Here is a 26993-nt window from a genome sequence, read left to right as displayed (position 1 = left end):
CTCAAAGTATACAAAAATACTATTTTGTATATAATAAGAAACATTATGAGCAATTTATCCCCAAGTCAACCAATAGATTTAGGTGCAAAAATCACTGCCCAAAGGAAGGCTTTGGGTGTGCGAGCACAGTCTACTGCTGGGGCTGCCGGGATTTCTAGAATTACCCTCCATCGAATCGAGAGGGGTGAAACTTCGGTTAGCTTGGGGGCTTATCTAAAGGTCTGCAAGGTGCTCGGCCTTCATCTGGATATTGTGGCTGAGGGTAGTGGGCAATCTCTTCAAGGCGCCCAAGCAAAAAATCAAGCACGCATTGAGGGCTCACACATCCGCATTGGGGACTATCCTCAACTTACGGCCTTAGCTTGGCAGTTAGATATTGATGCGCTCCTTTCGGATGAAGAAGCTATAGGAATCTACGAGCGTAACCAGCGTTTTTTAGATAAAACTCAAATAGATAATCCAGAAAGAGATTTAATGCAAAGACTCATTACCGAAAAGGCGATGGAGAACTTGCTTGATTAAGCGCGGGCATCATCAAAAAATCACCCGCGGGGTTATCTCGAGGATAAGTAAAGAACTCTAGAGCTGAAATTCTCGATAGTGTCTATACAAGTTAGCAATTGAGGCAAAACCGAGTACCACAATAAGTACGGCACATAAGTAGTCTATGGTGAGGTAGGCAAAGGCACCTGTCTGTATTGCAACTGCTGCTGCAATAAAAGAGGCGATAGCCCCAAGAACCACTAACTTGAAGTTCGGAATAAAAGCACCCAGGGTGATGGCAACAAACAGCAAAATCAGATCCGATACTAATTGGTCTGCAGTCTGAAAAACACTGTTCGTAAACTCAGGGTTGGTGATTTTTCCAACCAATGCGAGGACAACGATGCCTGCTAACACCACAAAGTTGAGTTTTGCCTTGTTCAGAATGGTCTTGAGTTGCTCGTTCATGCTGGATCTTAATCGTTTGTGTTTAGTAAGTTGGACTACCACTGAATACTAAGCTCATGCCTATCCAAAGCACGATAAAAGCTATCAAAATAGTAAAGCCCAGTTTCTTGAGGAAGTACTCGAGAGTATCCATATAGGCCTCATCATTTTTGCCAAAGTATTGGTCAAAGCGTTTCCATACAAGGCGCCCCACCACGATGGGGAGCAGCATCGCAACAATGCCCAGAACAACAGTAAGAGTGGTATCCATTTTTTTTAACTTATTAATGAGTTATTTTGCTTTGTCACAGCAGGGAAGTCATAAAGCATACAGGGGTTGTCTACCAAGATGGCATTTTTAAGGGTGTCATCGGCTACCCAGGCACCCAAAAGGTCGCAGAGATCGGCATCATGGGGCATTGTTTTTTTCACCATGACATGGGGCCAGTCACTACCCCAGACTAATCTTTGTGGATTGGCGTTGATGACCGCATCATTGAGCGCGCGCATATCCGTATATGGGAAGTCACCATCACAAATACGATAGGGGCCGGTCATTTTGACCCAGGCCTTATGATCGCGCAGTAAATTTAATAGACCCTGAAAGCCTGGATCTGTAACCCCATGTTTGGCATGGGAATAACCAAAGTGACCAAAGACCAAATCCACCGGAAAGTGGGCAAGTATCTTATCCAGTTCAGGATATTCATTCACATGCATGAGCAGTTCAAGATGCCAGCCAAAGGGTTTAATACGGTGGGCTAGGGCAGTGAGTTGATCTAAAGGCAAACCCACTGTGGTGTCGGCTACATCGACTACATTGCAACGAATACCCCTTACCCCAGCCTGGTGCATGCGCTCTAGTTCGGTATCACTTATTGCTTCTGGATTGCTATCAATCACCGCAACCCCACGCAATTGTTGTGGGGTGGAGCTTGAAGCAAGGGTGTCGGCTAGCGCCGCCATCAGGGCACGGTTATCAGTGCCATACACACTGGGTTGAACCAATACGGCACGATCTATTCCTAACATCGTGAGCAGAGACTGGTATTGCGCTAGCGTTGCATCGGGTGGCGTATAGATACGCTGATCCGCATACGGAAAGACTTCAGCTGGCCCACATACATGGGCATGGCAGTCTACAGAGCCGCGAGGTAAAGCAATCCGAGGAGCTCGGATAGCGGGATCAGGGGCTTGGCACAGTGGTGCTTTACTTGCTACCTTACTGAGCGGTGCTTCACTGAGCAGTTCTTTACTGAGGTTCAATGTTGGCATCTTTAGCAATTTTTTGATACTTAACCATCTCTTCGCGCACAAACTTCGCAAATTCTGCGGGGCTCATTGGCGTGGCTTTAATACCTTTGGTTTCATAAGCGGTTTTGACTTCAGGATCAAGCATGGCTTTATTAATATCAGTATTGATTTTTTTCACAATCGCGGGAGCAGTAGCGGCGGGTGCCCACACGCCAAACCAGAGTCCGATCTCAAAAGTAGGGTAACCCTGTTCTGCAACACTGGCAATTTCCGGGACAGCCGCATTACGCGTTTTACTAGTCACACCTAGAGCGCGTACTTTGCCGCCCCGGAGTTGACCAATGGCGGTATCTAGTGGTGCCATATAAAAAGCTGTGCGACCAGCCATCGTGTCTTGAATGGCTTCTGGTGATCCTTTGTAAGGTACATGAGTCAGTTTGATGCCCATGATTTGATTGAAATACTCTGCTGCTAAATGGGTAGAACTGCCCACACCGGCAGAAGCAAAGGTAATTTCACCTGGTTTGGATTTGGCGGCAATGACCAGCTCGCGGATCGACTGATAAGGCCCATCAGCAGCGGTGATGATGACATACGGGGTTTGACCTAAGATCGCTACATCCGTCAAGCTTTTGAGTGGATCGTATGGCAGTTTTTTATAAATGGCTGGATTAGCCGCATAGGAAGCGGATTGCACCAACAAGGTGTAGCCATCAGGTTCAGCATTGACAACAACACCAGTTCCAATCAAGCCCCCTGCGCCAGGTCGATTTTCAATAATGACGGGCTGCTTCCAAGTTTCAGTGAGATTCTTAGCTACTACACGACCAGCAATATCAGCACCAGAACCCGTTGTGAGGGGCACAATCATTTTGACGGTTCTGTTGGGGTAGCCTTGGGCATTAGCGGGGCTGGCTGCTGTCAATGCAAGAGCTGCTGTGACTACAGTAACCGATAGCGCGCAAGATAAACGGACATGTAGTGACGGGTTCAATTGTTGTTGCTGGCTCATGGTGTCTCCTCAGTGGTAGCGATCAGGCATTAATAGGGTTATCAATAAGAGCATAGATAAGAACGTCAACATTAACACTAACAATAATAGCTTTTCCATCGTTTTTTATCGGTACTCCTCAGTCATACCTTGAGCTTAATAAAAAGGCATGTTTAGTCGTTGACTTAAGCACGCTAGAGTCATGTATCGAATCTCAATTTCAGATTAATAGGCCGGCATATAGTAATTCTTTAAGTAATTGATATTGCTATATATTTATAGATTTAGTAAAATAACCAAATGGATATCAAAGGACGCATCTTACAATCCCTTCGCCCGCGTCGAGATGGGCTTTTATTGCGCTCTGATGTCAAGTCGTTTGGGAGTCCCAGCCAAGTTTCTGCCGCCCTGCATTCCTTAGTAGAGGGTGGTCAAATTGAGAGGTTGGATCGAGGTATTTACGCCAAGCCCGCTATGGTCATGCAATTGGGTAAGGAGTCTTTGCTAGAAAGCGCTGCATTCAAGGTGGAGAGATTGCGCTCCCAACTAGTACATCGCAATAAGCGAGTACGTTTGACGTTGACTGCTCAGTACGTCAGAAATTTGGCAAAAAGCAAGGGCGTCCTCTTTAATCCAATCTACGTTGATCGTTGGGCGAGTTCGGTTACTAAGTTGGCGGGCGATGAAGTGAAGAGTGATCCTACCGACGATTTGTTGGTTGCCCTGACGCGCTCAGGAAAAATGACACCCAAAGATATGGTGGCTTTGGTCATTAAACACCATAAAGATCTCAAGCGTGTTTGATCCATTTGGTGATTATGTTTCGCGTGGCTATAAGCTTGTAGAGCAAAATATAAGTTCATTTACGAAAAGTTTGTAATGATAAATATGATGTCGAGTTGGTGGATTATCAAGATTATTACTAGGAGACTAGGGGAAATGAGATGAATATGCACAATCCAGCGCATCCAGGTGAGGTGCTAAGAGAGTGGTTACCAGAAGGCATGAGAATTGAGCAGGCTGCAGAACAGTTGCATATTTCTCGCACTACCTTATCGAAAGTACTGAATGCTAAATCAGGCCTAACTGCTGTAATGGCCTTAAGGCTTGCCGCATGGTTAGGAACCTCTCCTGATTTATGGCTGGGCATGCAGTTGCAGTGGGATTTACGACAAGCCAGAAAACTACGGTTACCTAAAATTAAACCAATTAAGCGAGAGTCTTCTTCAGTCGTCTAGAGGGATTGGATGCGCTGCTTTAAAATCCAAGGCCGCACCACATTGACTTGCAAATTCTGAACATATCGATATATTTTTTAGGGCCAGCTTTATTGTGAATAGGTGCTCGAGATGTGGTTTTTAGCACTTACTGAAGTGTAAATAGGCTCTCTAATGTTATGTATCACCCTTCAAAAATTCAGGTATGCAATACAGTAGCATATCTGATAAAATATAAGCAATGACTAAAAAATCCAAGCTTAAGATCGAAGTTCAGTTAGAGAGGGAAACTTTCAAGCTAAAGGCAAGTCAGGGTGGTGGGATTTTAAGTTTTGAAGTTTGGGGATATGTTCAAGACGCTAAGACGATAGTGACAAGGTACAACTTGGCTTATATCAATCCACTGATTTGCCAAAGAGATAACGGGCGAGTATTGGGATTTGATAATGCACATGACTATCACCACAGGCACTATATGGGTAAAGTAGCCCCTATCGAGTTTATAAACTATGAGCAAACGCTAGAACAGTTTCAAGAAGAGTGGCAGGAAATCGTTAAAGGATTAAAAAAGGTGAAAAAATGACTAAAGTAATTATTCGCACTGATAAAGTTGATGGCTTTTTTGATCGTGCGCGGAAAGCCGCACAAAAAGCAGATCGTGGTGAATCATTTAAGAAGTCTGCAACTTTCTCATTTGAGGATCCTCAAGAGATGTTTATGGTTCTCTCAGAAGCGCGCAGGCGTCTGTTGTTAGAGGTCATGGATGAGCCAAAAACGATTACTCAACTTACAGTTAGCCTACATCGTGAGCGTTCTGCTATCACTAAGGACATTGGACTCTTGGAGAGATTAGGATTGCTTGTTTCTCAAAAGAGATCAAATCCTGGGCATGGTATTGAGAAACTAGTGAGAACTGTTGCGCCAAAAATAGAGATGATTGCAACTTTAGGCTAATTTCTTTTGATGTGGCTTAGTAATTTGTGCCTATGTTTTTATTGATTGCTCAGAAAGATTATGGATTGGTTGCAAGTTATCGAGAGTCTAAAGTTAGCGTTAGATTTGACTGATCTGGGAATTAAGGTGAGAGACTACTTTCTTATAAATCAAGCGGAATTGAAAGACCCTGATGTGCAGGAAGTCATTCAAAACCTTCCTTTTAATGCATCTCCTGATGAGATCATCAGCACACTTATACCTTTATATGAAGAGAAAGCTCATTTGCACTTTAAGGCAGGCAATAACAACGGAGGCGACTTGTATATTCATAATGTTCAGGTTGAGGCTGGTCCAGGGCAGGGAATTCGTGTGAGTGGTGGTGATGGAGGTCCATTGGGAAGAGGTGGGAATAGGAGAGATCATGAAAGAATTAAAACCCATTCGCAATGAATCAGAGTATGAAGATGCTCTTGCAGAGGCATCCGTTTATTTTGATAAAGAGCCTGCATTGGGTACAAAAAAAGCAGATCGTTTTGAAATTTTACTCATGCTCATTGATTCTTATGAGGCTAAACATCATGTGATCTCTCCTGCAGATCCAGTGGAGGACATTCGATTTCGCATGGAGCAAGCTAACTTAAAGCCAAAAGATTTAAAGCCGATGATTGGCGAACTCAATCGCGTATATGAGGTACTTGCTAAAAAGAGAAGTCTGACTTTGCCCATGATCCGTCGCCTACATAATGGCTTAGGTATACCTGCTGAGAGCTTAATAGCCTAAAAACTAATGGGAATTAGCCTACATCGTGAGCGTTCTGCTATTACTAAGGACATTAGACTCTTGGAGAGATTGGGATTGCTTGTTTCTCAAAAGAGGTCAAATCCTGGGCATGGTGTTGAGAAGCTAGTTAGAGCAGTTGCTCCAAAGATTGAAATAATTGCGACCTTAGATTAATTTCCTTTTGAAGGGTAGTTAGGATTTTATATTCGATGAAAAATGAATAATCTAAATCAGATTTCTGCCGAGTCGTTTTTCTCCATAAGTCTTAATAAGTCTCAATAAGACTAGAGCAAATAAGAAATGGCATACACCAAGGCTAAGCTCGCTAACACCATTGAATATATGTCTCCATTAGGTTATACATTTGTATAATAATTTACAATAGGGTTAAATTAGTGTTATATTAATGTATAACTTAAGGAAAAGAAAATGCTTACCAATTTGAGAAAAGTAGGCGGTTCGGTGATGATGGCGGTTTCGCCTGCATTTTTAGAGGAGCTCAAAATCGGCTCGGGCTCAATGGTTGATGTTGCTCTACTAGAGGGGCGCTTAGTAGTAAAGCCAGTTACCAAACCCAAATATAAATTAGCCGATTTATTAGCCAGGTGCGATGAGAAAGCCAAAATGCCTAAAGAGGATAAGCGCTGGCTTGAGCTGGCACCTGTTGGTAATGAGATTTTGTAATGAATCGCGGTGATATTTATTTGGTTTCTCTGGATCCCGCTTCTGGTTATGGGCAAAAGGGAATGCGTCCTGTGATCGTAGTTTCGCCAGGACCTTTTAATAAGTTAACAAAGACACCAATGGTAATACCCATCACAACAGGTGGAAATTTTGCAAGGATAGCTGGATTTACAGTCGATCTAGTGGGTACTAAAACCGTGGGTGTTGCCCGATGTGATCAACTCAGGGTGCTGGACTTAGTGTCAAGAAAAGCAAAAAAAATAGAAAGTGTGCCAGTTGACGTGATGGATGAGGTATTGGCTAAATTGGCCACCTTGATTTCATAAGAATCATTGTTCAGGATTTGACATAGTGATTGCAACAGTGAATGAAGATGGGCTATCTCAGTTGATTCTATTGCTAGCGATCTCGTAAAAGTTAATTTCGGTTGTGGCGGATCGGCTCTATTAAGAATGATTGGTATCAGTAGGGTTGTTTTCAATCTGTACTGAATGGGGATGTTTACTCAATGTATCAGATGCTGGATCGATGCAAATTGTTGGTATTAAGCAATGCTTACCGACATTTTGCGACTGGCTATATATTTATGCTGTGTACATAGGGAGCAAGCGATGACTATAGTGATTACCATCGTGTTTACTAACAATCGAAGCCAGACAGTCAGACTGTCCGCACAAGCCCGCTTGCCCGACAAGGTGAGAAAGGTCACCATTCGTATTCGAGGTCGCGAACGGATCATTACGCCAATTGAAAATACCTGGGATCACTTTTTCTTAAATGGTCCGGCAGTATCTGGTGACTTTTTGAGTGAACGCGGAGTACAAAAGCGATTTGAGAGAGAAAGCTTGTAATGCTGAAGTATTTGTTAGATTTATACAAAGACTGCTCCATAGTGACCATTCTAGTCGGCTCGTAACAGATAATTTCACCACTGTTCACCAATCATGGCTGGTAGCTAGTGGCTCGTAGCTAGGTATTCGATTTCGATTTTCATGCTTGATTAAAGCTTTGTAATCGTCAATTCGGGCGCTTGAGCTCCGAATGATGCACAGCTAGAGAGAGGTTCCCCATACTTTGCCCAGCTTGGTGATGAGTTCACTATGCATGCGATCGGAGTGCTCTTTCATCACCTCCAATTTCATCTCCTCAATACGGGTAATGACATCTTGTGGATGGGTCAGCATACAAGTGGTTTTGCCAAATTCAATCAACTGCGCAGTACTAGGATAACTCTTGGTTTTAAACATATTTAAAGCCATCGTATTGTCAACTTTAGTTGCCCCTGTCTTTGGGTTCTGTATTTCATAAATAGAAGTTGTCACAACATCGTATAGTGGAGAGAGCATGACTTCATCACCCGGCGTTTCATAGAGCAGCGAAAAGTTCTTCAGGTGGGCATCGCCATTGCGTAAGAGAACAGACAAAGCAATGTATTCAAAAAATCGTCTCTTGCTTTCAGGGGCGTTGGATTTGCAAAAAATATCAATCGCTTTAGCGATACCCTCGTAACTTCCTTGATATTTTTTCTCCGTGGTTTTCCCCATGAGCACAGCCATATCTTCTAGACCAAGATGCTTATCGCTAGCGTTGATATCAAAACGCTTCATGATAAAAAGCTCGCCATTTTCCGACAGCTCAAAATCTGGCACTGTAATGCCAGAGCGACGCGCTACTTCCATACACATAAATTCATTTTGAGCTAAATATGGATAGTCATCGCCAGAGGCTTTGATGATGTATTGATCAGTAGATACAGTCTTTCGATCGCTAACAGGAGCAATCACCTTGGGCTGGAATCCAGAAATTCCCGAGTCAAAATAGCTGTTTACTAAAAATGCAAATAACTCTTCAGAAGCGCTAGATGACAAAATTTCTTCTTTAGAGATGATTGCTTTAGTGGTTTTTAACTTTTCATCACTGGGATCTAGATACTGCAAGCGTCCAATTTGATTTTCCCCCGTAAGCTTGAGGAGCATCATGTCATCTAAATAGAGTGACTTTGAGAAGCGTGCTTTTAAATATTCCAGCAAATAGCCCTCGGGCTTATTCATTTGGAATATGGAAAATAGGCCGCCACTGGCGTAACTCTCAGATCGAATAGGTAACACTAGCGAGGCCTCTGCCCGGCGATCGGTAGTTTGGTAATTAAAGGCAAAACGGGACTCTTTACTGAGTATTCCGGAGTGGCCTTGGGGCGTATTAATAAGGAGTTTTTGAATACGATCAGATTTCACTGAAGGCTTCCTTTAGCTGGTCGTAATCGAGGCGGGCATCATTGATGCTCAAGCACTTGCCTAGTGCGCTGATTGTTTGCAGCAGGGTATGGGCACTAATGTTTTCGCCCGCTTCCAACTGAATGATGGTTTCTCTGCGAAGGCCTGCCTTTTTGGCCAGATCTGCCTGAGTAAAGCCTAGCGCCTTACGTTCGGAGCGCATAGCCTGTGCTAACTCTCGAAGAGTAAATATATTGTTATTCATAAGCAACATAATATCATTTATTACTATAAAAAGTTATTTATAAGTAACAATATACTCTTCAAAAGAAGGGGCAGACTCGAGTTATTTAGTCTGAATCACTATTGTTTTTTGAGCATATTCTTAATTCACCAGATCTAAATAAGCAACAAGGTTAACCGGTTAGATTCTGATTAAGTCTGAGATGTGGTTTCAGCACTTACTGAGGTGTAGGTAGGCTCGCTAATACTATGGATGGAGTTGGGATTTAAAAAATTACTTGCCATAAGTAACTTATATGTTACCATTAGTGATGCCTAAAATAAACGAATTTACAGAGTACCTTGATGCAAATGGCACATAACCTTTCGCAAAATAGTTTGACGCTTTGGATCCTGTTGCAACTGCAAAGGTTCAGGTGTACCTAGCTCGAGTGGAGATGGGTTATTTGAAATGACGATTGATTTTTGTCCCGGGTATCGCGTGTATTTTCGTCAAGAGAAGGGGCAGCAAAAGGCCATTGATGGAGCAAAGCTTGCTTGGAAAGTGTATGAGTGGGACAGAAAACAAAGTGCTCGAAAAGAGAAGAGGAAATAATAATGTCATTAACGAAATTATTTAAAGATACAGTCAAGGCTCGCATTGAGCGTGATCCTGCTTTTGCAGCGGCCTTATTCCAAGAGGCGCTTTCCGCCTTTTTTGAAGGTGACACCGCACTTGGAAAAAGCTTACTTCGAGACTTGGTAAATTCAACGATCGGTTTTGAGGGCCTAGCCCAAGAAATGAATAAGCCAAGTAAAAGCCTTCATCGCATGCTTGCTCCTTCTGGGAATCCCACCATGGAGAACTTTTTTCAAGTGATCCACGTAATTCAAAAAAATGAAGGGATCAATGTTCAATTAAATGCATTGGCGAAAAAGAAGTCAAAAGTGCGCCAGAGGGCGCTCGCTTAAATATGGACATCAATCATCACGGAAGCGATCAACAATAAACAACTGATTGAGCTTGCCTATGCTCAAGAAGTTCGGTTGGTGAAGCCGCATGTTCTTGGTTGCAAAAATACTAAATTAGAGCTGCTGGCGTGGCAATTAAAAAATAGCTCTGAAGTAGCGTTAACAAATGACTGGCGTACTTTTGAGCTGCAAAAAATTACTAATATTGTTGTCAAAACTCAAACATTTTTAGGTATGAGGGCTACCAAGTCTAACGCTCATCCTGGTTGGACTCAAATCATCGCAAAGATAAGTTAGAAAAAGATTGCGCCTCTTAAATAGGATTGGTCGATTCCCTGCGCCCGCTATGTGGTTTTAGTATTTACTGAAATGTAAATAATCATTCTAATACTATGTATCGGGACCTATTCGTAATGTAATGAATGTCTTGACATTGTAATTAAGTACATTACAATGATAAAAAAGGTAGCCATGATCACATCGTTTGCTCATAAAGGGCTAGAGAGCTTTTTTATCAAGGGTAGCTATAAGGCTATTCCTGCGCAGTTTGGTACCAGAATCGAGCGAATTTTAGATCGTTTAGATTCGGCGATCATGCACGAAGATATGGATTTACCGGGATTTAAGTTTCATGAATTAAAAGGAAAGCGAAGAGGCGTTTATTCGGTTACTGTATCCGGAAATTGGCGAATAACTTTTCAATTTGATGGCGATAGTGCTGTCGAAGTGGATTTGGAGGATTATCACTAGTGAAGAAAATAATGAGAAGTTTAAGAAATCCAAGCCGAAGACCGACTCATCCAGGCGCCATTTTACGCGAGGATGTCTTGCCTGAACTTGGTATTACTCAGGCGACTTTTGCTAACCATTTAGGTGTGAGTCGTTTAACTGTTTCAGAGATCCTTCATGAAAAAAGAGGCATTAGTGCTGAGATGGCGGTAAGACTCTCCAAGGTAATTGGCGGGACGCCCGAGAGCTGGTTGCATATGCAAGAAGCGGTTGATTTATGGGAAGTTGAGCAAAAGTTTAGGAGTAATCCAGCTATGGCCCCAATGGCGATGAAGCCTTTGCTGGCAGCAGCCTAATGCCCCATAATTTACAAGACCAGATATGCGATTTAGGCGAGAAATGAAGCAAGGGTTATGAATCCTATGGCGGGACGATATTGCTCCTCATATCCGATGCCAGAAAAGATTTAATTTCAAGATTTTGAATGATTGCTCCATGGGAGATTGAGGAGCTAAAGCTTACTGAAAAATATGTTGTAGTAAATTTCTCAGGGCATCTCTGTTGGCAGTCTATACGGCACTAACAGTCGCCGAGTACTTGGATGAAGGTTGCTGGGCGGGGTATAGCTATACACATAAAAATATTCAAAAAGTCCCCAGAAGAATTTAAATTAGCACAACAATACAATGAGAATATTAATAAGACTCAAAGGAAGATGATGTCAATTTATTTTTTTAATCTGGTAATAAAGATGGGTCACTGATTTTGAGTACACAGACGCAAAGAAAACTTTTTTCAAGTGATTCAGGTAATTCAAAAGAATGAAGGGATCAATCATCACGTAAGCGATCCACAATAAATAATTTATTTTGCTTGCATACAATTCACTAGGCAATCACCGATATACATTTTAAAAAGATAGAGACACATGAACCCATCAATTCAAACAAACGAGCATTCCCACGCACAGCAAACGATTCAGGCCAATGGCATCGATATCGCCTTTCGTTTTGACGGCCCCGAAGGAGCTCCTGTCATCTTGATGGCAAATAGCTTGATGTCAGACTACAGCATGTGGGACTGGAATGTGCCAGCGTTAACAGATCGTTACCGTGTTCTGCGCTTTGATAAGCGCGGCCATGGTGGATCCGAAACAACCCCAGCCCCCTATAACATGGGGCAATTAGCAGACGATGCCGTTGCTTTATTAGATGCCCTCAAGATTGATCAAGTGCACTTTATTGGCTTATCGATGGGCGGCATGATTGGTCAACAATTGGGCGCTCGGTATCCAGAGCGTATCCGCTCATTATCTTTATGCGACACCGCAAGCGAAATGCCTCCACGTAGTTTGTGGGAAGATCGTTTTGCACTAGCGCGCAAAGAGGGTATTTCAGGCTTAGTCACCGGTACGATTGGGCGCTGGTTTACGGCGCCATTTATTGAGCGTGCCCCTCAGGATATTGAGAAGGTGCGTCAAATGATTTTGGGTACAGGACTTGAGGGTTACTTAGGTTGTGCCAGCGCAGTGCGCGATATGGCACAAACCACCATGCTTTTGAAGATCAAAGCACTTACTTTGATTGTGACTGGTCGCCAAGATCCCGCTTGCACCGTAGACCAAGCGATTGTGCTCAATCGCATGATTGATGGCTCTCAGCTGGTGATTTTGGAGGATGCTGCCCATTTATCGAATATTGAGCAGCCAACGGCATTTAATCGTACTATTCGCGATTTTATTGATACAGTAGACGATTCTCTATAAGAAATGCGCATTGACCATGTCTGAAAACAACACCGATCTATCTGCAACACAACTCATGGCAATTCGGAGTGCTGTTTTAGGCGCTGCCGCTAAAGTGCCTGGAGCACTCATTGGCATGGATGTTCTATTCATTGTTTTAGGCATGATCGGTGTCGCTGGTCAAACCCTGTTCTCTTTTGTGAGCATCAATATCGTCGGGGCATTCTTAATCCTGGCTGGGGCATTACAGGCTAGTCATGCTATGAAATCCCATGGCTGGAAGAGTGTTGGCATTCAGATGGTTTTGGCGGTGATGTACCTTGTTGCTGGTTTATTTACTTGGCTATTTCCGATTCCTTCTTTAGAGGTCATCACATTGTGGTTAGCGGCTATTTTCTTCGTTACGGGTGGACTTCGTTTGCTGTCGGCATTTCAGCATCGGCATTTTCAGGAATGGTTTTGGCTGTTGCTGTCATCGGCAATTTCTATCTTGATGGGCGTGCTCATCATGAATGGCTATCCACAGAGTAGTCTGTGGTTACCAGGATTGCTCATTGCCATTGAATTACTGCTACAAGGCTGGTCATTGCTATTCCTAGGTTTAGCTGCGCGCTCGATTACGAAATAATATTGAAGTAACCCATTAAAAGAGAAGCAACTTAAGTATGAAAAAAACCGACCTCTACAAAAACCTCGGCTTAGCCACTGCCCAGCGTATGAAAAATGCTGCAAAGGTGCCTAAGCCCGGCACGGCGGAAGAAGTAGCCAAGGCGAAGAAAGATTTAGCCAGCACAAATCCTTTGCTGGCCTCCCTTATGGGTAAGACCAAATCGAAGTAGTTGGTGGTTGGTCATGCGCGGCGATATAAATCCCGCCCAGGCAATTTCAGGCAATGTCAGGCCATCCCAGGCAGTTGCTACGCTTCTCTTATTTACCTTCCCCCTTTGAAATACTGAAATTAAGCTTTGCAGTCAAAAAACCATTTCTTACTCATTGATTTTTTAAAGCTTTTTGCCGCTTTACTCATCATCCTGCACCATTTCTCAAGTTATGGGCAGTTGGCAGAAGATGCGAAGAGCTTACTGCCGGGCTTGATGGGCTTCTTGTTCGATTACGGGCGTTATGCAGTCCAAATCTTTCTGGTGATGGGCGGTTATTTGGCTGCTCAGTCTTTGAGCTCTCAAACCAATTTAAGAAATCCCCGAGCGCTATTGAAATTGATCTTCAATCGCTATCTGCGTTTATTTACGCCCTACCTAGTGGCATTACTGTTGACGATTTGCTGTGCCTGGATAGCGCGATTTTGGGTTCAGGATGAATTTGTAGGTGAGTCAGAAACCTTGGGGCAATTGCTGGCGCATCTATTTTTCTTGCAGGGTATCTTGGGCCTAGACTCGATATCGGCTGGGGCCTGGTACGTCGCTATTGATTGGCAACTATTTTCTATACTAGCGATTCTGATGGGGCTCTTGCCCAATTCTCGTTCTTTGATTTGGGTGGCCACTGGGTTGGCTGTCACCTCACTGCTGTATTTCAATCGCCATAGTGAGTATGAGAATTACTTCATCTACTTTATTGGCTCTTACGGTTTAGGCGTATTGGCATACCTAGCCAAAAATCAGGGTGACGCAGTGGGCAGTCCTACCGTGGATACCATCGTGACTTGCCTAGCGCAGGGATTGTTCGGTTTGATTGGGGTAGTCATTCTGATCTCCAGTTTGCAAGACCTTTGGATTCGGAATTGCTTAGCCTATTTCGTAGCGCTCGCTTTGATCATATGGGGTAGCAGGGCTTACAAAGATGAAAAGCATGCCCGATTTCATACTGCAGTGCTCACTATTTTGTGGGGTAGCCGTAGGTCCTACTGTGCTTTTTTAGTGCACTTTGCATTCATCCTGTTGGCTAACACTATTTATATTGCCTGGGGAATGCATACTCATCATGATGGTCTAGTTGCACTCACTCTGATGCTAGTGGCAGTGGTGCTAAGTTGGGTTGCTGCAAATTATCTCTATCAATTAGTAGAAATACCGTCTCGTAAACTCAAGCTCAAGCTCAAGCTTTAGATACCCATATCTTTTAGAACGCGAAAGATCTCGCGATACGCCTTAGGCGGTTTGCTCATTTCTTTTTCCTTACGCGCATTACGAATAAGTGTGCGCATATTCTGAATATCCATATCTGGATATTGCGCAATCATGGCAGTAAAGGCCTCATCATTGGCAATCAACTTGTTGCGATAGGATTCTAAAAAATGCAGTTTGGCAGTTTCCGCCTTACTGACCCCCTGGATCGCATCCAATCTTTTCTGAATAGTCTCTAGCTCTTCTTCATCTAAAAAGCGCATGAGCTTTCCAAGATACTGTTTATGACGACGAATGGCTTCAAAACTCTTAATCTTGGGTGTTTCAGCAATAGCTACTTTGATCGCCTCATCCATCGGAACGCTTTTGAGTGCATCGCTACTAAGGGCGGCCAGAACCTCAGCTAATTTCTGGCGCTCCGTCATTTGACGCTTCAGTTCAGACTTACTGGGACCTGTATCCAGATCTTCTTTTTTTGGGGTCCGGTTCTTCTCGTTAACGTGCATGTGACCATTTTAAACGGATATGAGTCTTATCCCCTGTTTCCGACCTCGTAAATGATTGATACTATGGTTCTTATGATCATTTCATCTTAAGCATATGACACAAGCATTGCCCCCTCAATCCTACGACTACATCATTATTGGTGCGGGAAGCGCTGGCTGTATGCTCGCCAAGCGTCTGACTGAGAACCCTGCCAAGCGGGTGCTCTTGATTGAGGCGGGTAAAAACGACAATTACATCTGGATCCATATTCCGGTGGGTTATTTATATTGCATCGATAACCCTCGAGCGGATTGGCGTTTTAAGACCGCAGCTGAAAAAGGACTGAATGGCCGATCGTTGCTCTATCCCCGTGGTCGAGTACTGGGTGGATGCTCATCGATCAACGGCATGATTTATATGCGAGGTCAGGAGGGGGATTACGCCTCTTGGGTTCAGGCAACCGGCGATGCGTCTTGGTCTTGGAAAAATGCCTTGCGTCGCTACAAGGAATTCGAGGACTATCATGGCGCAGCGAATGCGTGGCATGGCAAAGGTGGTGAATGGACTGTATCGAAGCAACGTTTGCGTTGGCCGGTCATGGATGTCTTTAGGCAGGCGGCAATAGAGGCGGGTATTCCTGCATCAGACGACTTTAACCAAGGCGACAACTTTGGGGTTGGATACTTTGATGTCAGTCAGCGTAAAGGCTGGCGACTCAATACTGCAAAGGCATTTTTGCGAGATGCGGCTAAGCGGCCTAACCTCACGGTGATTACCGAAGCCATCGTGAATAAGCTGTTGATTGATCCGGCCAGTAAAAACTGTTATGGCGTGGAATACATTCACGATGGAAAAACGATTACGACCCATTGCGATATTGCGCATCAAGGTGAGGTGATTTTGAGTGCAGGCGCGATTGGTAGTGTGCAAATTTTAGAGCGTTCGGGAATAGGTTCTGCAGCGCACCTTCAGGAATTGGGGATTCCGGTAGTGGCTGACTTACCCGGTGTGGGTGAAAACTTACAAGACCATTTGCAATTGCGCATGATCTATAAAGTCAGCGGTATCAAAACACTGAATACCAAAGCCAATTCTCTGTGGGGAAAATTGCTGATTGGGCTGGAATACATTCTCAAGCGTTCTGGCCCAATGTCGATGGCGCCATCACAGCTAGGGGCCTTTGCTTATAGCTCGCCTGATCAGCCATCCGCGAATGTGGAATACCACGTACAACCTTTATCCCTAGAAAAGTTTGGCGAAGACTTACATGCCTTTAATGCCATCACTGCAAGCGTCTGTAATGTACGTCCCAGCTCGCGAGGCAGCGTCCACATTAGCTCCTTAGACCCAGAGGCTCCACCAACCATTGCGCCCAACTATTTATCGACTGCAGATGACCGACAGGTAGCTGCTGACTCTTTAAGACTCACACGAAAGATTATCCAGAGCGCTGCACTAGAGCCTTACTCGCCAGAGGAATATAAGCCTGGTCAGCAGTATCAAACGGATGAAGAGTTGATCAAGGCTGCTGGTGATATTGGCACTACGATTTTTCATCCGGTCGGTACTTGTAAGATGGGGCGCGATGATGACCCGATGGCCGTACTGGATTCTGAACTACGGGTGCGCGGTATGCATCATTTGCGGGTTGTCGATGCTTCCGCAATGCCAACGATTACCTCGGGCAATACAGCAGCGCCGACTATGATGATTGCACAACGCGCCGCAGAATTACTAACTGGTGAATAATTCGGCACGTCAACAACTACCAGCAAGCCATCTGCTACTTGCTTTAGCAATTGTGGCGGTTTGGGGTACTAATTTTGTTGTGATTAAAAATTGCCTTGCTGCGTTTCCGCCATTTTATTTTGCTGCATTACGATATTTATTTGCCTTACTGCCCCTGGTATTTTTTCTGCCAAAGCCAAAGGTGTCATGGGCTAACTTAGGTATTTATGGCTTAGCGACTGGGGTGGGGCAGTTTGGGGTGATGTATTACGCCATTCACAATGACATTTCGCCTGGTTTGGCATCTTTAGTCATTCAAACCCAAGTATTTTTTACCATTGGTTTTGCCATGTTTTTCGCTAAAGAAGGCTTGAAACGTTACCAAGCAGTTGCAGTGGGCGTGTCATTTATCGGTTTGGTCATCATTGCCATGCATACCGATGCCACCACCACCTTCCTGGGCTTGGCCTTAGTCGTCTTTGCGGGCCTCTCCTGGGGCATTGCCAATACTGTGAGTCGCCGAGCGGGCTCTATTAATATGTTGGCCTACGTGGTCTGGGCTAGCGCCTTTTCCATTCCTCCCTTAGTGTTAATAGCACTGATGTTCGAGGGTGGAGCCGAGCATTTATGGGAAGTCACTTTGGCAGCATCTTGGGGGGCTTGGATCGGAGTCTTATGGCAATCCTGGGGAAACACACTGTTTGGTTATGCGGCCTGGGGCTGGCTTCTTTCAAAGCATCCCGCAGCCTTAGTCGCACCCGCTCCCCTACTGGTACCCATTTTTGGAATGGGGGCATCCGCTTTTTTCTTGGGCGAGGCTTTGCCAGGCTGGAAGCTGATGGCCGCTGGATTGGTCATTGCTGGCTTGATTGTTAACCTCTTTTGGCCCGCACTTGAGGCTCAGTTTCGCAGGCACCCTTGAGCACTTTATCTTGAGGTACTAGTGTAAAACCCTAATTCAAAAGACTATTTTTGCCTTTGAATTAACGTTAAGATAATCGTTGGATAGAAGTTGTACATAAAATTAGTACTTAATTAATTAGCCCTTTTCAGTCATGGAGACTTTATGAATATTCGTCATCACATCTTTGCAGTAGCTGCTATTGCAATGCTTTCAACCGGTGCTTACGCAGCGGATATTAAATTTGGTGTTGCAGGACCCTTTACCGGCGGCTCAGCTTCCATGGGCGTGAGTATGCGTGACGGTGTGCGTTTAGCTGCTAAAGAGATCAATGCTGCTGGCGGCGTTAACGGTAACAAGATCGTTCTCGTTGAGCGCGATGATGAGGCAAAAAATGAGCGCGGTGTGCAAATTGCTCAAGAGCTGATCAATAACGAGAAAGTAGTGGCAACCTTAGGTTATATCAATACTGGTGTTGCCTTGGCTTCCCAGCGTTTCTATCAAGAAGCCAAGATTCCTGTCATGAACAACGTTGCTACAGGAACTTTGATTACTAAACAGTTTCCTAATGCACCTGAAAACTATGTTTTCCGTAACGCTGCCCCAGACGTCATTCAGGCTCCGATGATTGCTAAAGAAGCGGTCGAAAAGCGTGGCTTGAAGCGCGTTGCGATTTTGGCTGACTCTACAAACTACGGTCAGTTAGGCCGTGAAGACTTAGAAAAAGCATTGAAGACTTATGGCGTTACTCCAGTAGCAACGGAAAAATTCAACTTAGGTGACGTGGATATGACTTCCCAGTTACTCAAAGCCAAAAACGCCGGTGCTGACGTAGTTTTGACATACGCAATTGGGCCTGAGTTGGCACAAATTGCAAATGGTATGGCTAAATTAGGCTGGAAGAAGCCAATGATTGGTAGTTGGACGTTGTCTATGGCCAGCTTTATTGATACTGCTGGTAAGAACGGTAACGGCGCAACTATGCCAGAAACGTTTATTCAGTCACCTGCAACAACGCCTAAGCGTAAGGTGTTTGTCGATACTTACCTCAAAGAGTTCAAGCCAAAGAACGGCATCATCGCCTCTCCAGTATCCGCAGCCCAAGGTTACGACTCTGTGTACTTGTTAGCCGCTGCCATCAAGCAAGCAAACAGTACTGAGGGACCAAAGATCTTGGCAGCATTGCAAGATCTAAAGACTCCAGTAGATGGCGTTGTGATGACTTACAACAAACCATTTAGTGCAACAGATCACGAAGCGATCAAGGCAAAAGACGTGGTGATGGGTGTCGTTGAAAATGGACGCGTTGAGTTCTTAAACGCAGAAGACGCTACAGCTAAAAAGAAGTAATCAGCGTAACTTATGGGGGTTTACCCTATAAGTTTATATTTAGCTGAAGATCTATCAAAACGCCGCCTATAAAGCGGCGTTTTGCTTACAATGTTGAATTCTTCAATAAAACAGTTTTAAGTATTTTTTTAGGTCAATCATATGGACATGTTTGCTCAAATCCTCTCTAGCGGTATCGCAGTAGGGATGATCTACGCGGTAATCGCTTTCGGTTTCCAGCTTACCTTTGCTACTTCAGGTACCCTGAACTTCGGTCAAGGTGAGGCGCTGATGCTAGGTGCTTTAGTTGGACTGACTTGCGTTGAAACCTTTGGCATGAACTACTGGGTCATGTTGCCTGTAGTCTGCTTATTCGGCATGGTGCAAGGTGGTTTTGTTGAATTAATTGGTGTGCGTCCAGCTATCAAAATTAAATCTGAGTTTGGTTGGATTATGTCCACCATTGCTCTTGGTATTATTTTCAAGAATTTTGCAGAGAACATTTGGGGTCGTGATGCATTGCCATTCCCATCCCCTTTGCCAATGGAACCTATGGAGTTTTTAGGCGCCAATATTTTGCCAATGGAAATCTTAGTTGTCGTAGGTGCTTTGGTGATGATGTTATTGGTTGAATTTTTTAACCGCAAAACTATTTACGGTAAAGCAGTAGTAGCGACGGCAAATGACCGCGATGCTGCAGGCTTGATGGGTATTAATACCAGTCTAGTGATTACCTTCTCTTATGCCTTGTCATCTCTGACAGCGGCATTCGCAGGTGTGTTGATTGCACCATTAACATTGACTGGCGCAGCGATGGGCGGCGCCTTAGGCCTCAAGGCTTTCGCGGTTGCCATTATCGGTGGCCTATCGAGCGGTATGGGAATCATCGTCGGCGGATTGATTCTGGGGATTGTGGAAACAGCAACGGGTTTCTATATCTCCACCGGCTATAAAGATGTTCCAGGTTTGATCTTGCTCTTGCTTGTATTGATGTACAAGCCTTCAGGTCTATTTGGTAAATCTGCGATCAAGAAAGTTTAATAATGAAATTGAAGTCTCTAATCCCCTTATTTATTGCTATCGTCGGGCTAGTCTGCTTACCCCTCTTTATTCATAACCCGTATTACATTCACCTAGTTGAAACCATTCTGATTTACACCATCTTGTTATATGGTTTAGATATTGTTGTTGGTTACGTTGGGCAGGTGTCTTTAGGGCATGCTGCCTTATTCGGAATTGGCTCTTATACGGCAGGTGTCTTGTACTTTCATTTGGGTTTACCTATTTGGGCAACGATTCCAGCATCCATTATCGTAACGGCGATTTTTGGTGGCATTCTTGCGCTACCGGCACTCAAGGTGATTGGCCCTTATTTGGCTATGGTGACATTAGCCTTTGGAACCATCGCGCAGATCTTGATTAATGAAATGACTTGGTTAACTGAAGGCCCATTAGGCATCAAGATTCCAAAGCCAGAGTTAATGGGTGTGCCAATGACTAAGGCAGAATTTTTCTGGTTAGTTTCTGCGATTTTGATTATTGCCATGATTGTGGTGGATCGTCTTGTTAAGTCACAAATTGGTCGTGCTTTTGAGGCCTTGCGTGACAGTCCGATTGCATGTGACTGCATGGGCGTGTCGGTATATCGCTTTAAGGTAATTGCATTTGTAATTAGTGCGGGATTTGCTGGTTTGGCAGGTTGCTTGTATGCCTATTCAGAGCAATACATTTCACCAAACACTTACAACAACGAACTTGCAGTGCTATTCCTGCTGGGCATCATTATGGGTGGACGTAAGTCCCGCTTAGGTGCGGTGATTGGTGCGGCCATTATTGTGCTCTTGCCAAAACTGCTCGATGACATCAACTTGTTCCGTATCGTTGCATCCATCATTGCCATCGTGGTGGTAGTGGGCGCGGCAATGGCCTTGTCCAAAAAGGTAACTACTATTAAACGGGTATCAGTTCCGGTTGCTGGTGTCGTAGGTTTGGCTGCATTCTCATTTTGGCTCAATAGTATTTCTGACTGGCGCTTGAGTATCTTTGGCTTCATGATCTTGCTGGTGGTGTACTACTTGCAAAACGGTATCGTAGGTTTTGCGAAGAGCTTCTATCAGTCCATGGTTGGTAAAACTAAGGTAACGCGCGGTGAAGATGCTGGAAAGGTCGATGACTCCGTCAGCTTTATTAGTGATGTAGCCAATAAAGGTAGTGGGGAAGAGCTGCTCAAAGTGGATTCAATCTTGATGCAGTTCGGCGGTCTCAAGGCATTAAACAACGTTGATCTGAGCGTGAAGCGTGGCACTATTCATGGCTTGATCGGGCCTAACGGCTCCGGCAAGAGCACGATGATGAACGTGCTAACCGGTATTTACATTCCTACCGCTGGTAATGTTTTGTATGCGGGTGAGAGCGTTGTTGGTAAGACTTCTTCTGATATCGCCATATCCGGCATTGCCCGTACTTTCCAGAACGTGCAACTCTTTGGTGAAATGACCGCAATCCAAAATATTTTAGTTGGCTTGCATCACACATTTAAGTCCAATATCGTTGATGTAGCCCTCAACCTTGTGCGCTACAGAAAAGAGGATCAGGAAGCCCATGCCCGTGCAATGGCGCTCTTGAAGTTTGTCGGCCTAGAAGATCTGGCAAATGAAGAGGCTCGCAACTTGCCTTACGGTAAGCAACGCTTACTGGAGATTGCCCGTGCCTTGGCATTAGATCCACAACTACTCTTATTAGATGAGCCCGCTGCTGGTTTGACTGCTCCTGACATTAAAGAGCTCCTGCGTATCATTCGCAAGATCCGTGACAGTGGTATTACCTTCATCTTGATTGAGCATCACATGGACGTGGTCATGTCAGTGTGCGATACCGTTTCTGTATTGGACTTCGGTCAGAAAATTGCAGAAGGTAAACCCGCTGAAGTTCAAGCAGACGAGAAGGTGATTAAAGCCTACTTGGGCACTTAATCACTCGAACCCTATATAAACGGTAAAAACCATGTTATCTATAAAGAATCTTGAAGCAGGCTACGGCAAAGTCAAAGTACTGCATGGCATCAACATTGATGTTCCTAAAGGACAAGTCATTACTTTGATTGGCTCGAACGGCGCAGGTAAGACAACGACGATGCGGGCTATTACGGGCATGATTAAACCCACTGGTGGTGAAGTGACCTTGAGTGGCGAGAAGATTGATGGTTATGACTCTCACAAAATCGCCCGCCTTGGCTTGGCTCATAGTCCAGAAGGTCGTCGTGTCTTTACGACGATGTCAGTTAATGACAATCTTTTGCTTGGAGCCTTCCCCCGTTTTACAGGCAGCCGTCCAAAGGGTGATATTAAGAATGATTTAGAGCGCGCTCTAGAAATGTTCCCCCGTCTAAAAGAGCGTCGTAATCAGCTAGCCGGAACCCTATCGGGTGGTGAGCAGCAGATGTTAGCGATGGCGCGCGCTGTGATGTTAAATCCAGAGATTATTCTCTTGGATGAGCCGTCAATGGGCCTAGCACCAATCTTGGTTGAGGAAGTCTTCAAGATCATTTCTAATCTGAAATCTCAAGGGGTTACGATGTTACTGGTTGAGCAGTTTGCAGCCGCTGCACTGAATGTGGCTGACTATGGCTATGTACTTGAGAACGGCAAGATAGCTACTCACGGACCTGCCGATAAGCTCAAAGACGATCCAGCAGTTAAAGCCGCTTACTTAGGCGGTTCTGGCGGCCATTAATTTACTGCGGTTTTATTTGAGTTTCGCTGTTTTGAAAAGCCCTCTGTGAGGGCTTTTTTAATATCTGCCGTTAGATCAAAGACCTAAGCAATAAATGAGATCGAGAGGTTTAAGGCTAACGCAGCCTTGATGAGAAGACCTAGGGCAACGGTCAGTGTCAGCAGTGCAAAGATCAACTGAATATGGGAGCCACGCATTCTGTAGCTTAGTAGTTGCCCAAATAAAAGACCACCCAAGGCTGCTATCGCAAAAGGCGCTGCAAGCTCAATATTCAGAGCTCCCGTAAAACCAGCGAAGATCGCACCACCACCGGTAATGATGGCTAATACCCCAAGGGAGGTTGCCACGATTGATTTGATGGGTAAGTCGGTATAGCGCTTAAGTGCAGGAACGATAATAAAGCCACCACCAACCCCCAGTAATCCCGACAAGAAGCCCGCTAGGCTGCCTGCTAAAAGTAGGGCTCTTGCGCAAGGCAGTGTCCAAGTGAGTTTGCCAATCGCTGCGTTCATTAGACAGGGTGGAGCCACCCGCAGCTTCTCCGGAATTTTTCGGATTTCTCTAGAGGCTTCTAACAATAGGCGCACGGCGACTAACAACAAAATAAGCGCAAAGAGAATCTGCAATGGTGTATTCGGAATTTGTGGGGCAATCCATAGGCCTAATGGAGAGAGCGCTAAGCCGAAGAGTGCCATAAAGCCAGCGGCTCTGTAGCGCAATGTGTTATTTTTCAGACCCAGTATGGCGCCGACGCTTGAGGCTAGTGCTACAGCACAAAGCCCAATAGGAGCTGCTTGAGCGATAGTAAGGTGTGCAAAAAATACCAATAGGGGCACTGACAATATGCCACCTCCCGCTCCAGTAAGCCCCATCAAAATACCGACAATGATGCCTAAGGCTGGAATGATGAGGGTTGTGTAGTCCATTGATAATTATTGTAGATTAATGTAGTAGATTAATATAGTATATAAATATATATATTAATAAATGCAATCAGTCACATCGTCACTTAAAGGAATACCTTGAAGCCAAACCCACAGGCCATCATTCAGGACTTTTTTGATCCAGAGACTTGGACCTATACCTATGTTGTTTATCAGCAGACGGGTAGTCCTTGCGTCATTATTGATTCAGTATTGAACTATGACCCGAAGTCAGGTAGAACCAGTACCCAATCAGCGGATGCTGTGATTGCCTTTATTGAAGCGCATCAATTACAAACTACCTGGATCTTAGAGACGCATGCCCATGCCGATCATCTGACGGCGGCACCCTATTTGCAAAGTCGTTTAGGGGGGAAGATCGCTATTGGCGATCAGATCACACGGGTGCAAGGGGTTTTCAAGGAAGTATTCAATTTAGATGAGCGCTTTAAACCAGATGGTGGGCAATTTGACGCCTTAATCAAAAACGGAGAATCTCTTAGTTTTGGGGCGCTTTCATTAAGTGCTTTATTTGTACCGGGTCACACCCCCGCTTGTATGGCTTATGTCATCGGTGATGCTATTTTTGTTGGCGACACCTTATTTATGCCAGATGTAGGTACGGCTCGATGCGACTTTCCTGGAGGAAATGCGAGTCATTTGTTTCAATCTATTCAAAAGATCTTTTCCTACCCCAATGACACCAAGCTCTATATGTGTCACGACTATCCACCAGAGCATCGTTCAGCACTCTGTATGACGACGGTTGGATATGAAAGAGCGAACAATATTCATGTTCATGATGGCGTGAGTGAGGCAGACTTTATCAAGATGCGCACTATCCGAGATGCCACATTAACCATGCCAACGTTAATTTTGCCCTCTATTCAGATTAATATGCGGGCCGGACATTTTCCTGAGCCAGAGAGTAATGGGGTCTCGTATCTCAAAATTCCTCTGAATGCGTTGTAATTCTGATGATCAAGATGAATTTCAAGCTATCTACAGCAGAGTTAAAAAAGATGCAATCCTCAGCAGACGAAGCTTGTCAGTTGTTGAAAGTTTTGTCGAACCGAGATCGACTGATGCTCTTATGCGAGATGAGTCAAGGTGAAAAATGTGTCGGCGAGCTTGAGGCTGCCCTTAACTTACATCAACCATCCCTCTCGCAGCAATTAACGGTCTTACGCAAACATAAAATAGTGAAGACGCGTAGAGACGGAAAGCAAATTTACTACTCGATAGCGAGTCAAGGCGTAGTTGCCATCATTGCCTTGCTGTACAAGCAGTACTGTAAACGCTAAGTAGAAGAAATCTCTTTTAGTAACTGAATACGAGCTTTCTAGCTCTGGTGGAATGTAATAAAAAGACGAGTGTAAATACAATGCCGACTAACCAGTGTGTCATGATGACAAGGTCACGCATTCCTTCGGGTCCGTAATACAGTAAAGCACCGGTAATAAATAGCGTCAGTAAAAAAGCCAGCTGGCCGATACCACTCAATAGCTTTCGCTTTGACTTCAAGCCAGCCTTCAGGTGATTGGGCAATATTGAGCCCAAAGCAATAGACGCGATCATTGCAGCAATACCATGCCATACCAATATCGAGTGCGAACCCAGCAGTAAGCTTTGTATTTGAAATTCATGGCCCAGTAGATACATGACCCCAGTGATCGAGGCACTCCACATACCTAGTAGGACAAATGGTCTTTGCCATGAAGGCATTTTGCCTAAGCGATTGGATATAGTCATTGGGTGGGTACCTTAATAGATTGGGCTGAGAAATAACGTAAGCAGGGATGATGGGTGTTACCTGAAATACTGACAACCTTTGTCAGCGCATCGGCAAAAACACACTTTGGCGCTATTACAGAATAGGATTGCGAAAAATGAATAGACGCTTGGCTAACTGGATTAACAATAGGACTACTGCTTTGTTTATATGTAGCTCTTGCTCCCTTAGCAAAGTAAAGCCCACTGGTGGCCATGGCTCCGTTTTGTAGTGTTCCTGCATTGAGCAGAGCAGAGGGATTGCAAGGGTTTCGAAGATAGATTGTTTTTGCTGTGTCTCCAAATAGGCGCATATCTCCACCAGCGTTGACTAAGGCACTGTGGATACCAGCGCTTTGTAATGCATTGACTGCCATATCGACAGCAAAGCCCTTGGCAATACCGCCAAGATCAAGGCACAGTGGTTTTGAAGAGCGAATGAGGTGGTCTTCTAAAAAAAGGACGTGCTCGATACCACCAAATTCGGATCGTTCATTACGGTAATGTCTAGGGAGCAAGTCAGAATGAACTAGGTGCTGACCAATGCCACAATTAAATAAACCATTGGATTGCTGATGTAGCTCTTGCGCAGTGCGAAGGACGCTTGCTGTCCAGGGATCGATGGAAATGGATTGCAGATGCGCGAGCGTATTGATTTTGGATAGCTCACTGCGAGCATCATGAAAACTCATCAGTGCCTGTACTTTTGCAATTGCTTTAAAAGCACTCTCTATTGCCTGCGGGGTATGCAGGACATCAGAGGTAGAGATTTCTACATAAGTACCCAGTAGAGGTTTGCAGCGAATCATTTTATTTTTGTAGCTAGAGTAGGATTTTTGAGGGCTAGGTTATACAAGACCGTAATTCGCTTTACTCCATCCGTCAGATGCTTACAGGAGAGAGTAGCCCCTCCAATATTTTGAATATCTTGATTGAGCTTGATGGGGTCTAGTGCGGTTTTACCGATAAATTGTTTACGCCATTGGGCTTGGTCTACTTCGTAGCCATATGACTCCACATATTCCAGGATCTCAATGCCAATGACCCCTCCGGAGGGATTTAATGCTACTGCGTACGTAATCATTTCATGTTTACCCACTACTTCATCGACGATAAACCAAGAGCCATCGACCGCCTTCCAGATGCGCTCTCCCTGAAAGGGATGGCGAACACTGGAGGCACTACGCATTTTTTCTTGGAGATCATCAGTCACGATGATGGGATTTTTTTGCAGTGACTTATTGGGCATCAGTAGTGCCTGGGCCTGCTCAATCGAGACATAAATCTTGGCATGCGCAATGAGTGGGGCACTGATTAGCGCAAGTCCGGCCAGAGCTATGGGGTTTGGTTTCCAATTCATCATGATC

At 44.6% G+C, this 26993-nt stretch carries 38 protein-coding genes; 27 read left to right on the top strand and 11 right to left on the bottom strand.

The genetic code is table 11. The features are described 5' to 3' along the window. Positions 1 to 45: 45 nt before the first annotated feature. Entirely contained in the window at positions 46 to 522 is a 477-nt protein-coding gene (locus tag B0G85_RS04410) for a helix-turn-helix domain-containing protein (RefSeq protein WP_100379258.1), read from the top strand. 57 nt (positions 523 to 579) lie between these two features. Here B0G85_RS04410 and B0G85_RS04405 read toward each other — a convergent pair whose 3' ends face one another. The 4 genes from B0G85_RS04405 to B0G85_RS04390 are packed head-to-tail and all read right to left on the bottom strand — an operon-like array spanning position 580 to position 3196. Continuing rightward, positions 580 to 951: a hypothetical protein gene (locus B0G85_RS04405; protein WP_100379257.1), complete on the bottom strand. Its 372-nt coding sequence runs from the start codon at positions 949 to 951 to the stop codon at positions 580 to 582. 22 nt (positions 952 to 973) lie between these two features. Further along, positions 974 to 1201: a hypothetical protein gene (locus B0G85_RS04400; RefSeq protein ID WP_100379256.1), complete on the bottom strand. Its 228-nt coding sequence runs from the start codon at positions 1199 to 1201 to the stop codon at positions 974 to 976. A 5-nt stretch (positions 1202 to 1206) separates the two neighbouring features. After that, positions 1207 to 2205, bottom strand: coding sequence for an amidohydrolase family protein (locus B0G85_RS04395; protein ID WP_100379255.1), 999 nt, complete (start codon positions 2203 to 2205; stop codon positions 1207 to 1209). After that, on the bottom strand, positions 2183 to 3196 hold the full coding sequence (locus B0G85_RS04390; RefSeq protein ID WP_100379254.1) for a Bug family tripartite tricarboxylate transporter substrate binding protein: 1014 nt from the start codon (positions 3194 to 3196) through the stop codon (positions 2183 to 2185). Before B0G85_RS04390 ends, B0G85_RS04395 begins: the two co-directional genes overlap by 23 nt. A gap of 279 nt (positions 3197 to 3475) precedes the next feature. Here B0G85_RS04390 and B0G85_RS04385 point away from each other — a divergent pair, with 279 nt between their 5' ends. The 10 genes from B0G85_RS04385 (at position 3476) to vapB (ending at position 7644) form a co-directional block, all read left to right on the top strand. Further along, positions 3476 to 3979: a type IV toxin-antitoxin system AbiEi family antitoxin domain-containing protein gene (locus tag B0G85_RS04385; protein WP_100379253.1), complete on the top strand. Its 504-nt coding sequence runs from the start codon at positions 3476 to 3478 to the stop codon at positions 3977 to 3979. Between the two features lie 140 nt (positions 3980 to 4119). Further along, positions 4120 to 4413 (top strand): HigA family addiction module antitoxin, encoded by a 294-nt coding sequence (locus tag B0G85_RS04380; RefSeq protein WP_100379252.1) that lies wholly within the window; start codon positions 4120 to 4122, stop codon positions 4411 to 4413. Between the two features lie 220 nt (positions 4414 to 4633). After that, the gene (locus B0G85_RS04375; RefSeq protein ID WP_198508726.1) at positions 4634 to 4975 is read left to right on the top strand and encodes a toxin-antitoxin system TumE family protein; all 342 of its coding nucleotides are present in this window, start codon (positions 4634 to 4636) and stop codon (positions 4973 to 4975) included. Next, positions 4972 to 5346 carry an HVO_A0114 family putative DNA-binding protein gene (locus tag B0G85_RS04370; protein WP_100379251.1) on the top strand — a complete coding sequence of 125 codons (375 nt, stop codon included), beginning with the start codon at positions 4972 to 4974 and terminating at the stop codon, positions 5344 to 5346. The genes B0G85_RS04375 and B0G85_RS04370 overlap by 4 nt, the downstream gene beginning before the upstream one ends. Before the next feature lie 60 nt (positions 5347 to 5406). Then, entirely contained in the window at positions 5407 to 5778 is a 372-nt protein-coding gene (locus B0G85_RS04365) for a hypothetical protein (protein ID WP_100379250.1), read from the top strand. Beyond that, complete coding sequence (locus tag B0G85_RS04360; protein WP_100379249.1) at positions 5750 to 6109, top strand: helix-turn-helix domain-containing protein; 360 nt, start codon at positions 5750 to 5752, stop codon at positions 6107 to 6109. The genes B0G85_RS04365 and B0G85_RS04360 overlap by 29 nt, the downstream gene beginning before the upstream one ends. A gap of 6 nt (positions 6110 to 6115) precedes the next feature. Next, the gene (locus B0G85_RS10245) at positions 6116 to 6283 is read left to right on the top strand and encodes a hypothetical protein (protein ID WP_157799282.1); all 168 of its coding nucleotides are present in this window, start codon (positions 6116 to 6118) and stop codon (positions 6281 to 6283) included. A gap of 255 nt (positions 6284 to 6538) precedes the next feature. After that, complete coding sequence (locus tag B0G85_RS04355) at positions 6539 to 6793, top strand: AbrB/MazE/SpoVT family DNA-binding domain-containing protein (RefSeq protein WP_100379248.1); 255 nt, start codon at positions 6539 to 6541, stop codon at positions 6791 to 6793. After that, the gene (locus B0G85_RS04350) at positions 6793 to 7119 is read left to right on the top strand and encodes a type II toxin-antitoxin system PemK/MazF family toxin (protein ID WP_100379247.1); all 327 of its coding nucleotides are present in this window, start codon (positions 6793 to 6795) and stop codon (positions 7117 to 7119) included. Before B0G85_RS04355 ends, B0G85_RS04350 begins: the two co-directional genes overlap by 1 nt. 285 nt (positions 7120 to 7404) lie before the next feature. Further along, positions 7405 to 7644: a type II toxin-antitoxin system VapB family antitoxin gene (vapB, locus tag B0G85_RS04345; RefSeq protein ID WP_100379246.1), complete on the top strand. Its 240-nt coding sequence runs from the start codon at positions 7405 to 7407 to the stop codon at positions 7642 to 7644. Between the two features lie 201 nt (positions 7645 to 7845). On the opposite strand, the gene B0G85_RS04340 is transcribed toward vapB, so the two are convergent. Further along, the gene (locus B0G85_RS04340) at positions 7846 to 9027 is read right to left on the bottom strand and encodes a type II toxin-antitoxin system HipA family toxin (RefSeq protein ID WP_100379245.1); all 1182 of its coding nucleotides are present in this window, start codon (positions 9025 to 9027) and stop codon (positions 7846 to 7848) included. Beyond that, positions 9017 to 9271, bottom strand: coding sequence for a helix-turn-helix domain-containing protein (locus B0G85_RS04335; RefSeq protein WP_100379553.1), 255 nt, complete (start codon positions 9269 to 9271; stop codon positions 9017 to 9019). The genes B0G85_RS04340 and B0G85_RS04335 overlap by 11 nt, the downstream gene beginning before the upstream one ends. 575 nt (positions 9272 to 9846) lie before the next feature. On the opposite strand from B0G85_RS04335, the gene B0G85_RS04330 reads away from it, so the two are divergent. From B0G85_RS04330 to B0G85_RS04300, 8 genes are all read left to right on the top strand, one after another. After that, positions 9847 to 10200, top strand: coding sequence for a helix-turn-helix domain-containing transcriptional regulator (locus tag B0G85_RS04330; protein WP_100379244.1), 354 nt, complete (start codon positions 9847 to 9849; stop codon positions 10198 to 10200). A gap of 78 nt (positions 10201 to 10278) precedes the next feature. Then, positions 10279 to 10497, top strand: a complete 219-nt coding sequence (locus B0G85_RS04325; RefSeq protein WP_500796510.1) for a hypothetical protein — start codon at positions 10279 to 10281, stop codon at positions 10495 to 10497. A 174-nt stretch (positions 10498 to 10671) separates the two neighbouring features. Then, a complete protein-coding gene (locus B0G85_RS04320) occupies positions 10672 to 10950 on the top strand; it encodes a type II toxin-antitoxin system RelE/ParE family toxin (RefSeq protein ID WP_100379552.1) in 279 nt (92 codons plus the stop codon). 11 nt (positions 10951 to 10961) lie between these two features. Beyond that, positions 10962 to 11285, top strand: coding sequence for a HigA family addiction module antitoxin (locus B0G85_RS04315; RefSeq protein WP_100379242.1), 324 nt, complete (start codon positions 10962 to 10964; stop codon positions 11283 to 11285). A 572-nt stretch (positions 11286 to 11857) separates the two neighbouring features. Beyond that, a complete protein-coding gene (gene pcaD, locus B0G85_RS04310) occupies positions 11858 to 12694 on the top strand; it encodes a 3-oxoadipate enol-lactonase (protein WP_100379241.1) in 837 nt (278 codons plus the stop codon). 16 nt (positions 12695 to 12710) lie between these two features. Beyond that, a complete protein-coding gene (locus tag B0G85_RS04305) occupies positions 12711 to 13301 on the top strand; it encodes an HdeD family acid-resistance protein (RefSeq protein ID WP_100379240.1) in 591 nt (196 codons plus the stop codon). Between the two features lie 37 nt (positions 13302 to 13338). After that, entirely contained in the window at positions 13339 to 13512 is a 174-nt protein-coding gene (locus tag B0G85_RS10240; RefSeq protein ID WP_157799281.1) for a hypothetical protein, read from the top strand. Between the two features lie 126 nt (positions 13513 to 13638). Then, the gene (locus B0G85_RS04300; protein WP_100379239.1) at positions 13639 to 14739 is read left to right on the top strand and encodes an acyltransferase family protein; all 1101 of its coding nucleotides are present in this window, start codon (positions 13639 to 13641) and stop codon (positions 14737 to 14739) included. On the opposite strand, the gene yjgA is transcribed toward B0G85_RS04300, so the two are convergent. Continuing rightward, positions 14736 to 15263 carry a ribosome biogenesis factor YjgA gene (yjgA, locus tag B0G85_RS04295; RefSeq protein ID WP_100379238.1) on the bottom strand — a complete coding sequence of 176 codons (528 nt, stop codon included), beginning with the start codon at positions 15261 to 15263 and terminating at the stop codon, positions 14736 to 14738. The two genes, B0G85_RS04300 and yjgA, sit on opposite strands and share 4 nt — an antisense overlap. Before the next feature lie 94 nt (positions 15264 to 15357). Between yjgA and B0G85_RS04290 the strand changes: the two genes are divergently transcribed. From B0G85_RS04290 to B0G85_RS04265, 6 genes are all read left to right on the top strand, one after another. Next, positions 15358 to 16992, top strand: a complete 1635-nt coding sequence (locus B0G85_RS04290) for a GMC family oxidoreductase (RefSeq protein WP_100379237.1) — start codon at positions 15358 to 15360, stop codon at positions 16990 to 16992. After that, the gene (locus tag B0G85_RS04285; RefSeq protein ID WP_100379236.1) at positions 16985 to 17893 is read left to right on the top strand and encodes an EamA family transporter; all 909 of its coding nucleotides are present in this window, start codon (positions 16985 to 16987) and stop codon (positions 17891 to 17893) included. The genes B0G85_RS04290 and B0G85_RS04285 overlap by 8 nt, the downstream gene beginning before the upstream one ends. Positions 17894 to 18037: 144 nt before the next feature. Then, positions 18038 to 19222: an ABC transporter substrate-binding protein gene (locus B0G85_RS04280; protein ID WP_100379235.1), complete on the top strand. Its 1185-nt coding sequence runs from the start codon at positions 18038 to 18040 to the stop codon at positions 19220 to 19222. 141 nt (positions 19223 to 19363) lie between these two features. Next, a complete protein-coding gene (locus B0G85_RS04275; RefSeq protein WP_100379234.1) occupies positions 19364 to 20242 on the top strand; it encodes a branched-chain amino acid ABC transporter permease in 879 nt (292 codons plus the stop codon). Positions 20243 to 20244: 2 nt separating this feature from the next. Continuing rightward, positions 20245 to 22173 carry a branched-chain amino acid ABC transporter ATP-binding protein/permease gene (locus tag B0G85_RS04270; protein ID WP_100379233.1) on the top strand — a complete coding sequence of 643 codons (1929 nt, stop codon included), beginning with the start codon at positions 20245 to 20247 and terminating at the stop codon, positions 22171 to 22173. 31 nt (positions 22174 to 22204) lie between these two features. Then, positions 22205 to 22933 (top strand): ABC transporter ATP-binding protein, encoded by a 729-nt coding sequence (locus tag B0G85_RS04265; RefSeq protein ID WP_100379232.1) that lies wholly within the window; start codon positions 22205 to 22207, stop codon positions 22931 to 22933. Positions 22934 to 23016: 83 nt separating this feature from the next. Here B0G85_RS04265 and B0G85_RS04260 read toward each other — a convergent pair whose 3' ends face one another. Continuing rightward, entirely contained in the window at positions 23017 to 23859 is an 843-nt protein-coding gene (locus B0G85_RS04260) for a sulfite exporter TauE/SafE family protein (RefSeq protein WP_100379231.1), read from the bottom strand. Between the two features lie 96 nt (positions 23860 to 23955). Between B0G85_RS04260 and B0G85_RS04255 the strand changes: the two genes are divergently transcribed. Together B0G85_RS04255 and B0G85_RS04250 are read left to right on the top strand one after the other, a co-directional pair. Beyond that, positions 23956 to 24828: an MBL fold metallo-hydrolase gene (locus tag B0G85_RS04255; RefSeq protein WP_100379230.1), complete on the top strand. Its 873-nt coding sequence runs from the start codon at positions 23956 to 23958 to the stop codon at positions 24826 to 24828. Between the two features lie 14 nt (positions 24829 to 24842). Continuing rightward, entirely contained in the window at positions 24843 to 25160 is a 318-nt protein-coding gene (locus B0G85_RS04250) for an ArsR/SmtB family transcription factor (protein WP_100379551.1), read from the top strand. A gap of 16 nt (positions 25161 to 25176) precedes the next feature. On the opposite strand, the gene B0G85_RS04245 is transcribed toward B0G85_RS04250, so the two are convergent. Genes B0G85_RS04245 through B0G85_RS04235 form a run of 3 tightly spaced genes read right to left on the bottom strand, consistent with a single transcriptional unit; the run spans position 25177 to position 26989 of the window. Then, complete coding sequence (locus B0G85_RS04245; protein WP_100379229.1) at positions 25177 to 25608, bottom strand: hypothetical protein; 432 nt, start codon at positions 25606 to 25608, stop codon at positions 25177 to 25179. Beyond that, complete coding sequence (locus B0G85_RS04240) at positions 25605 to 26435, bottom strand: FAD:protein FMN transferase (RefSeq protein WP_100379228.1); 831 nt, start codon at positions 26433 to 26435, stop codon at positions 25605 to 25607. Before B0G85_RS04240 ends, B0G85_RS04245 begins: the two co-directional genes overlap by 4 nt. After that, complete coding sequence (locus B0G85_RS04235) at positions 26432 to 26989, bottom strand: FMN-binding protein (protein WP_415836282.1); 558 nt, start codon at positions 26987 to 26989, stop codon at positions 26432 to 26434. The genes B0G85_RS04240 and B0G85_RS04235 overlap by 4 nt, the downstream gene beginning before the upstream one ends. Positions 26990 to 26993: the final 4 nt, after the last annotated feature.

Source organism: Polynucleobacter brandtiae (assembly GCF_002797575.1).
Lineage (GTDB): Bacteria > Pseudomonadota > Gammaproteobacteria > Burkholderiales > Burkholderiaceae > Polynucleobacter > Polynucleobacter brandtiae.
This window is presented reverse-complemented; position numbering and strand designations above follow the sequence as displayed.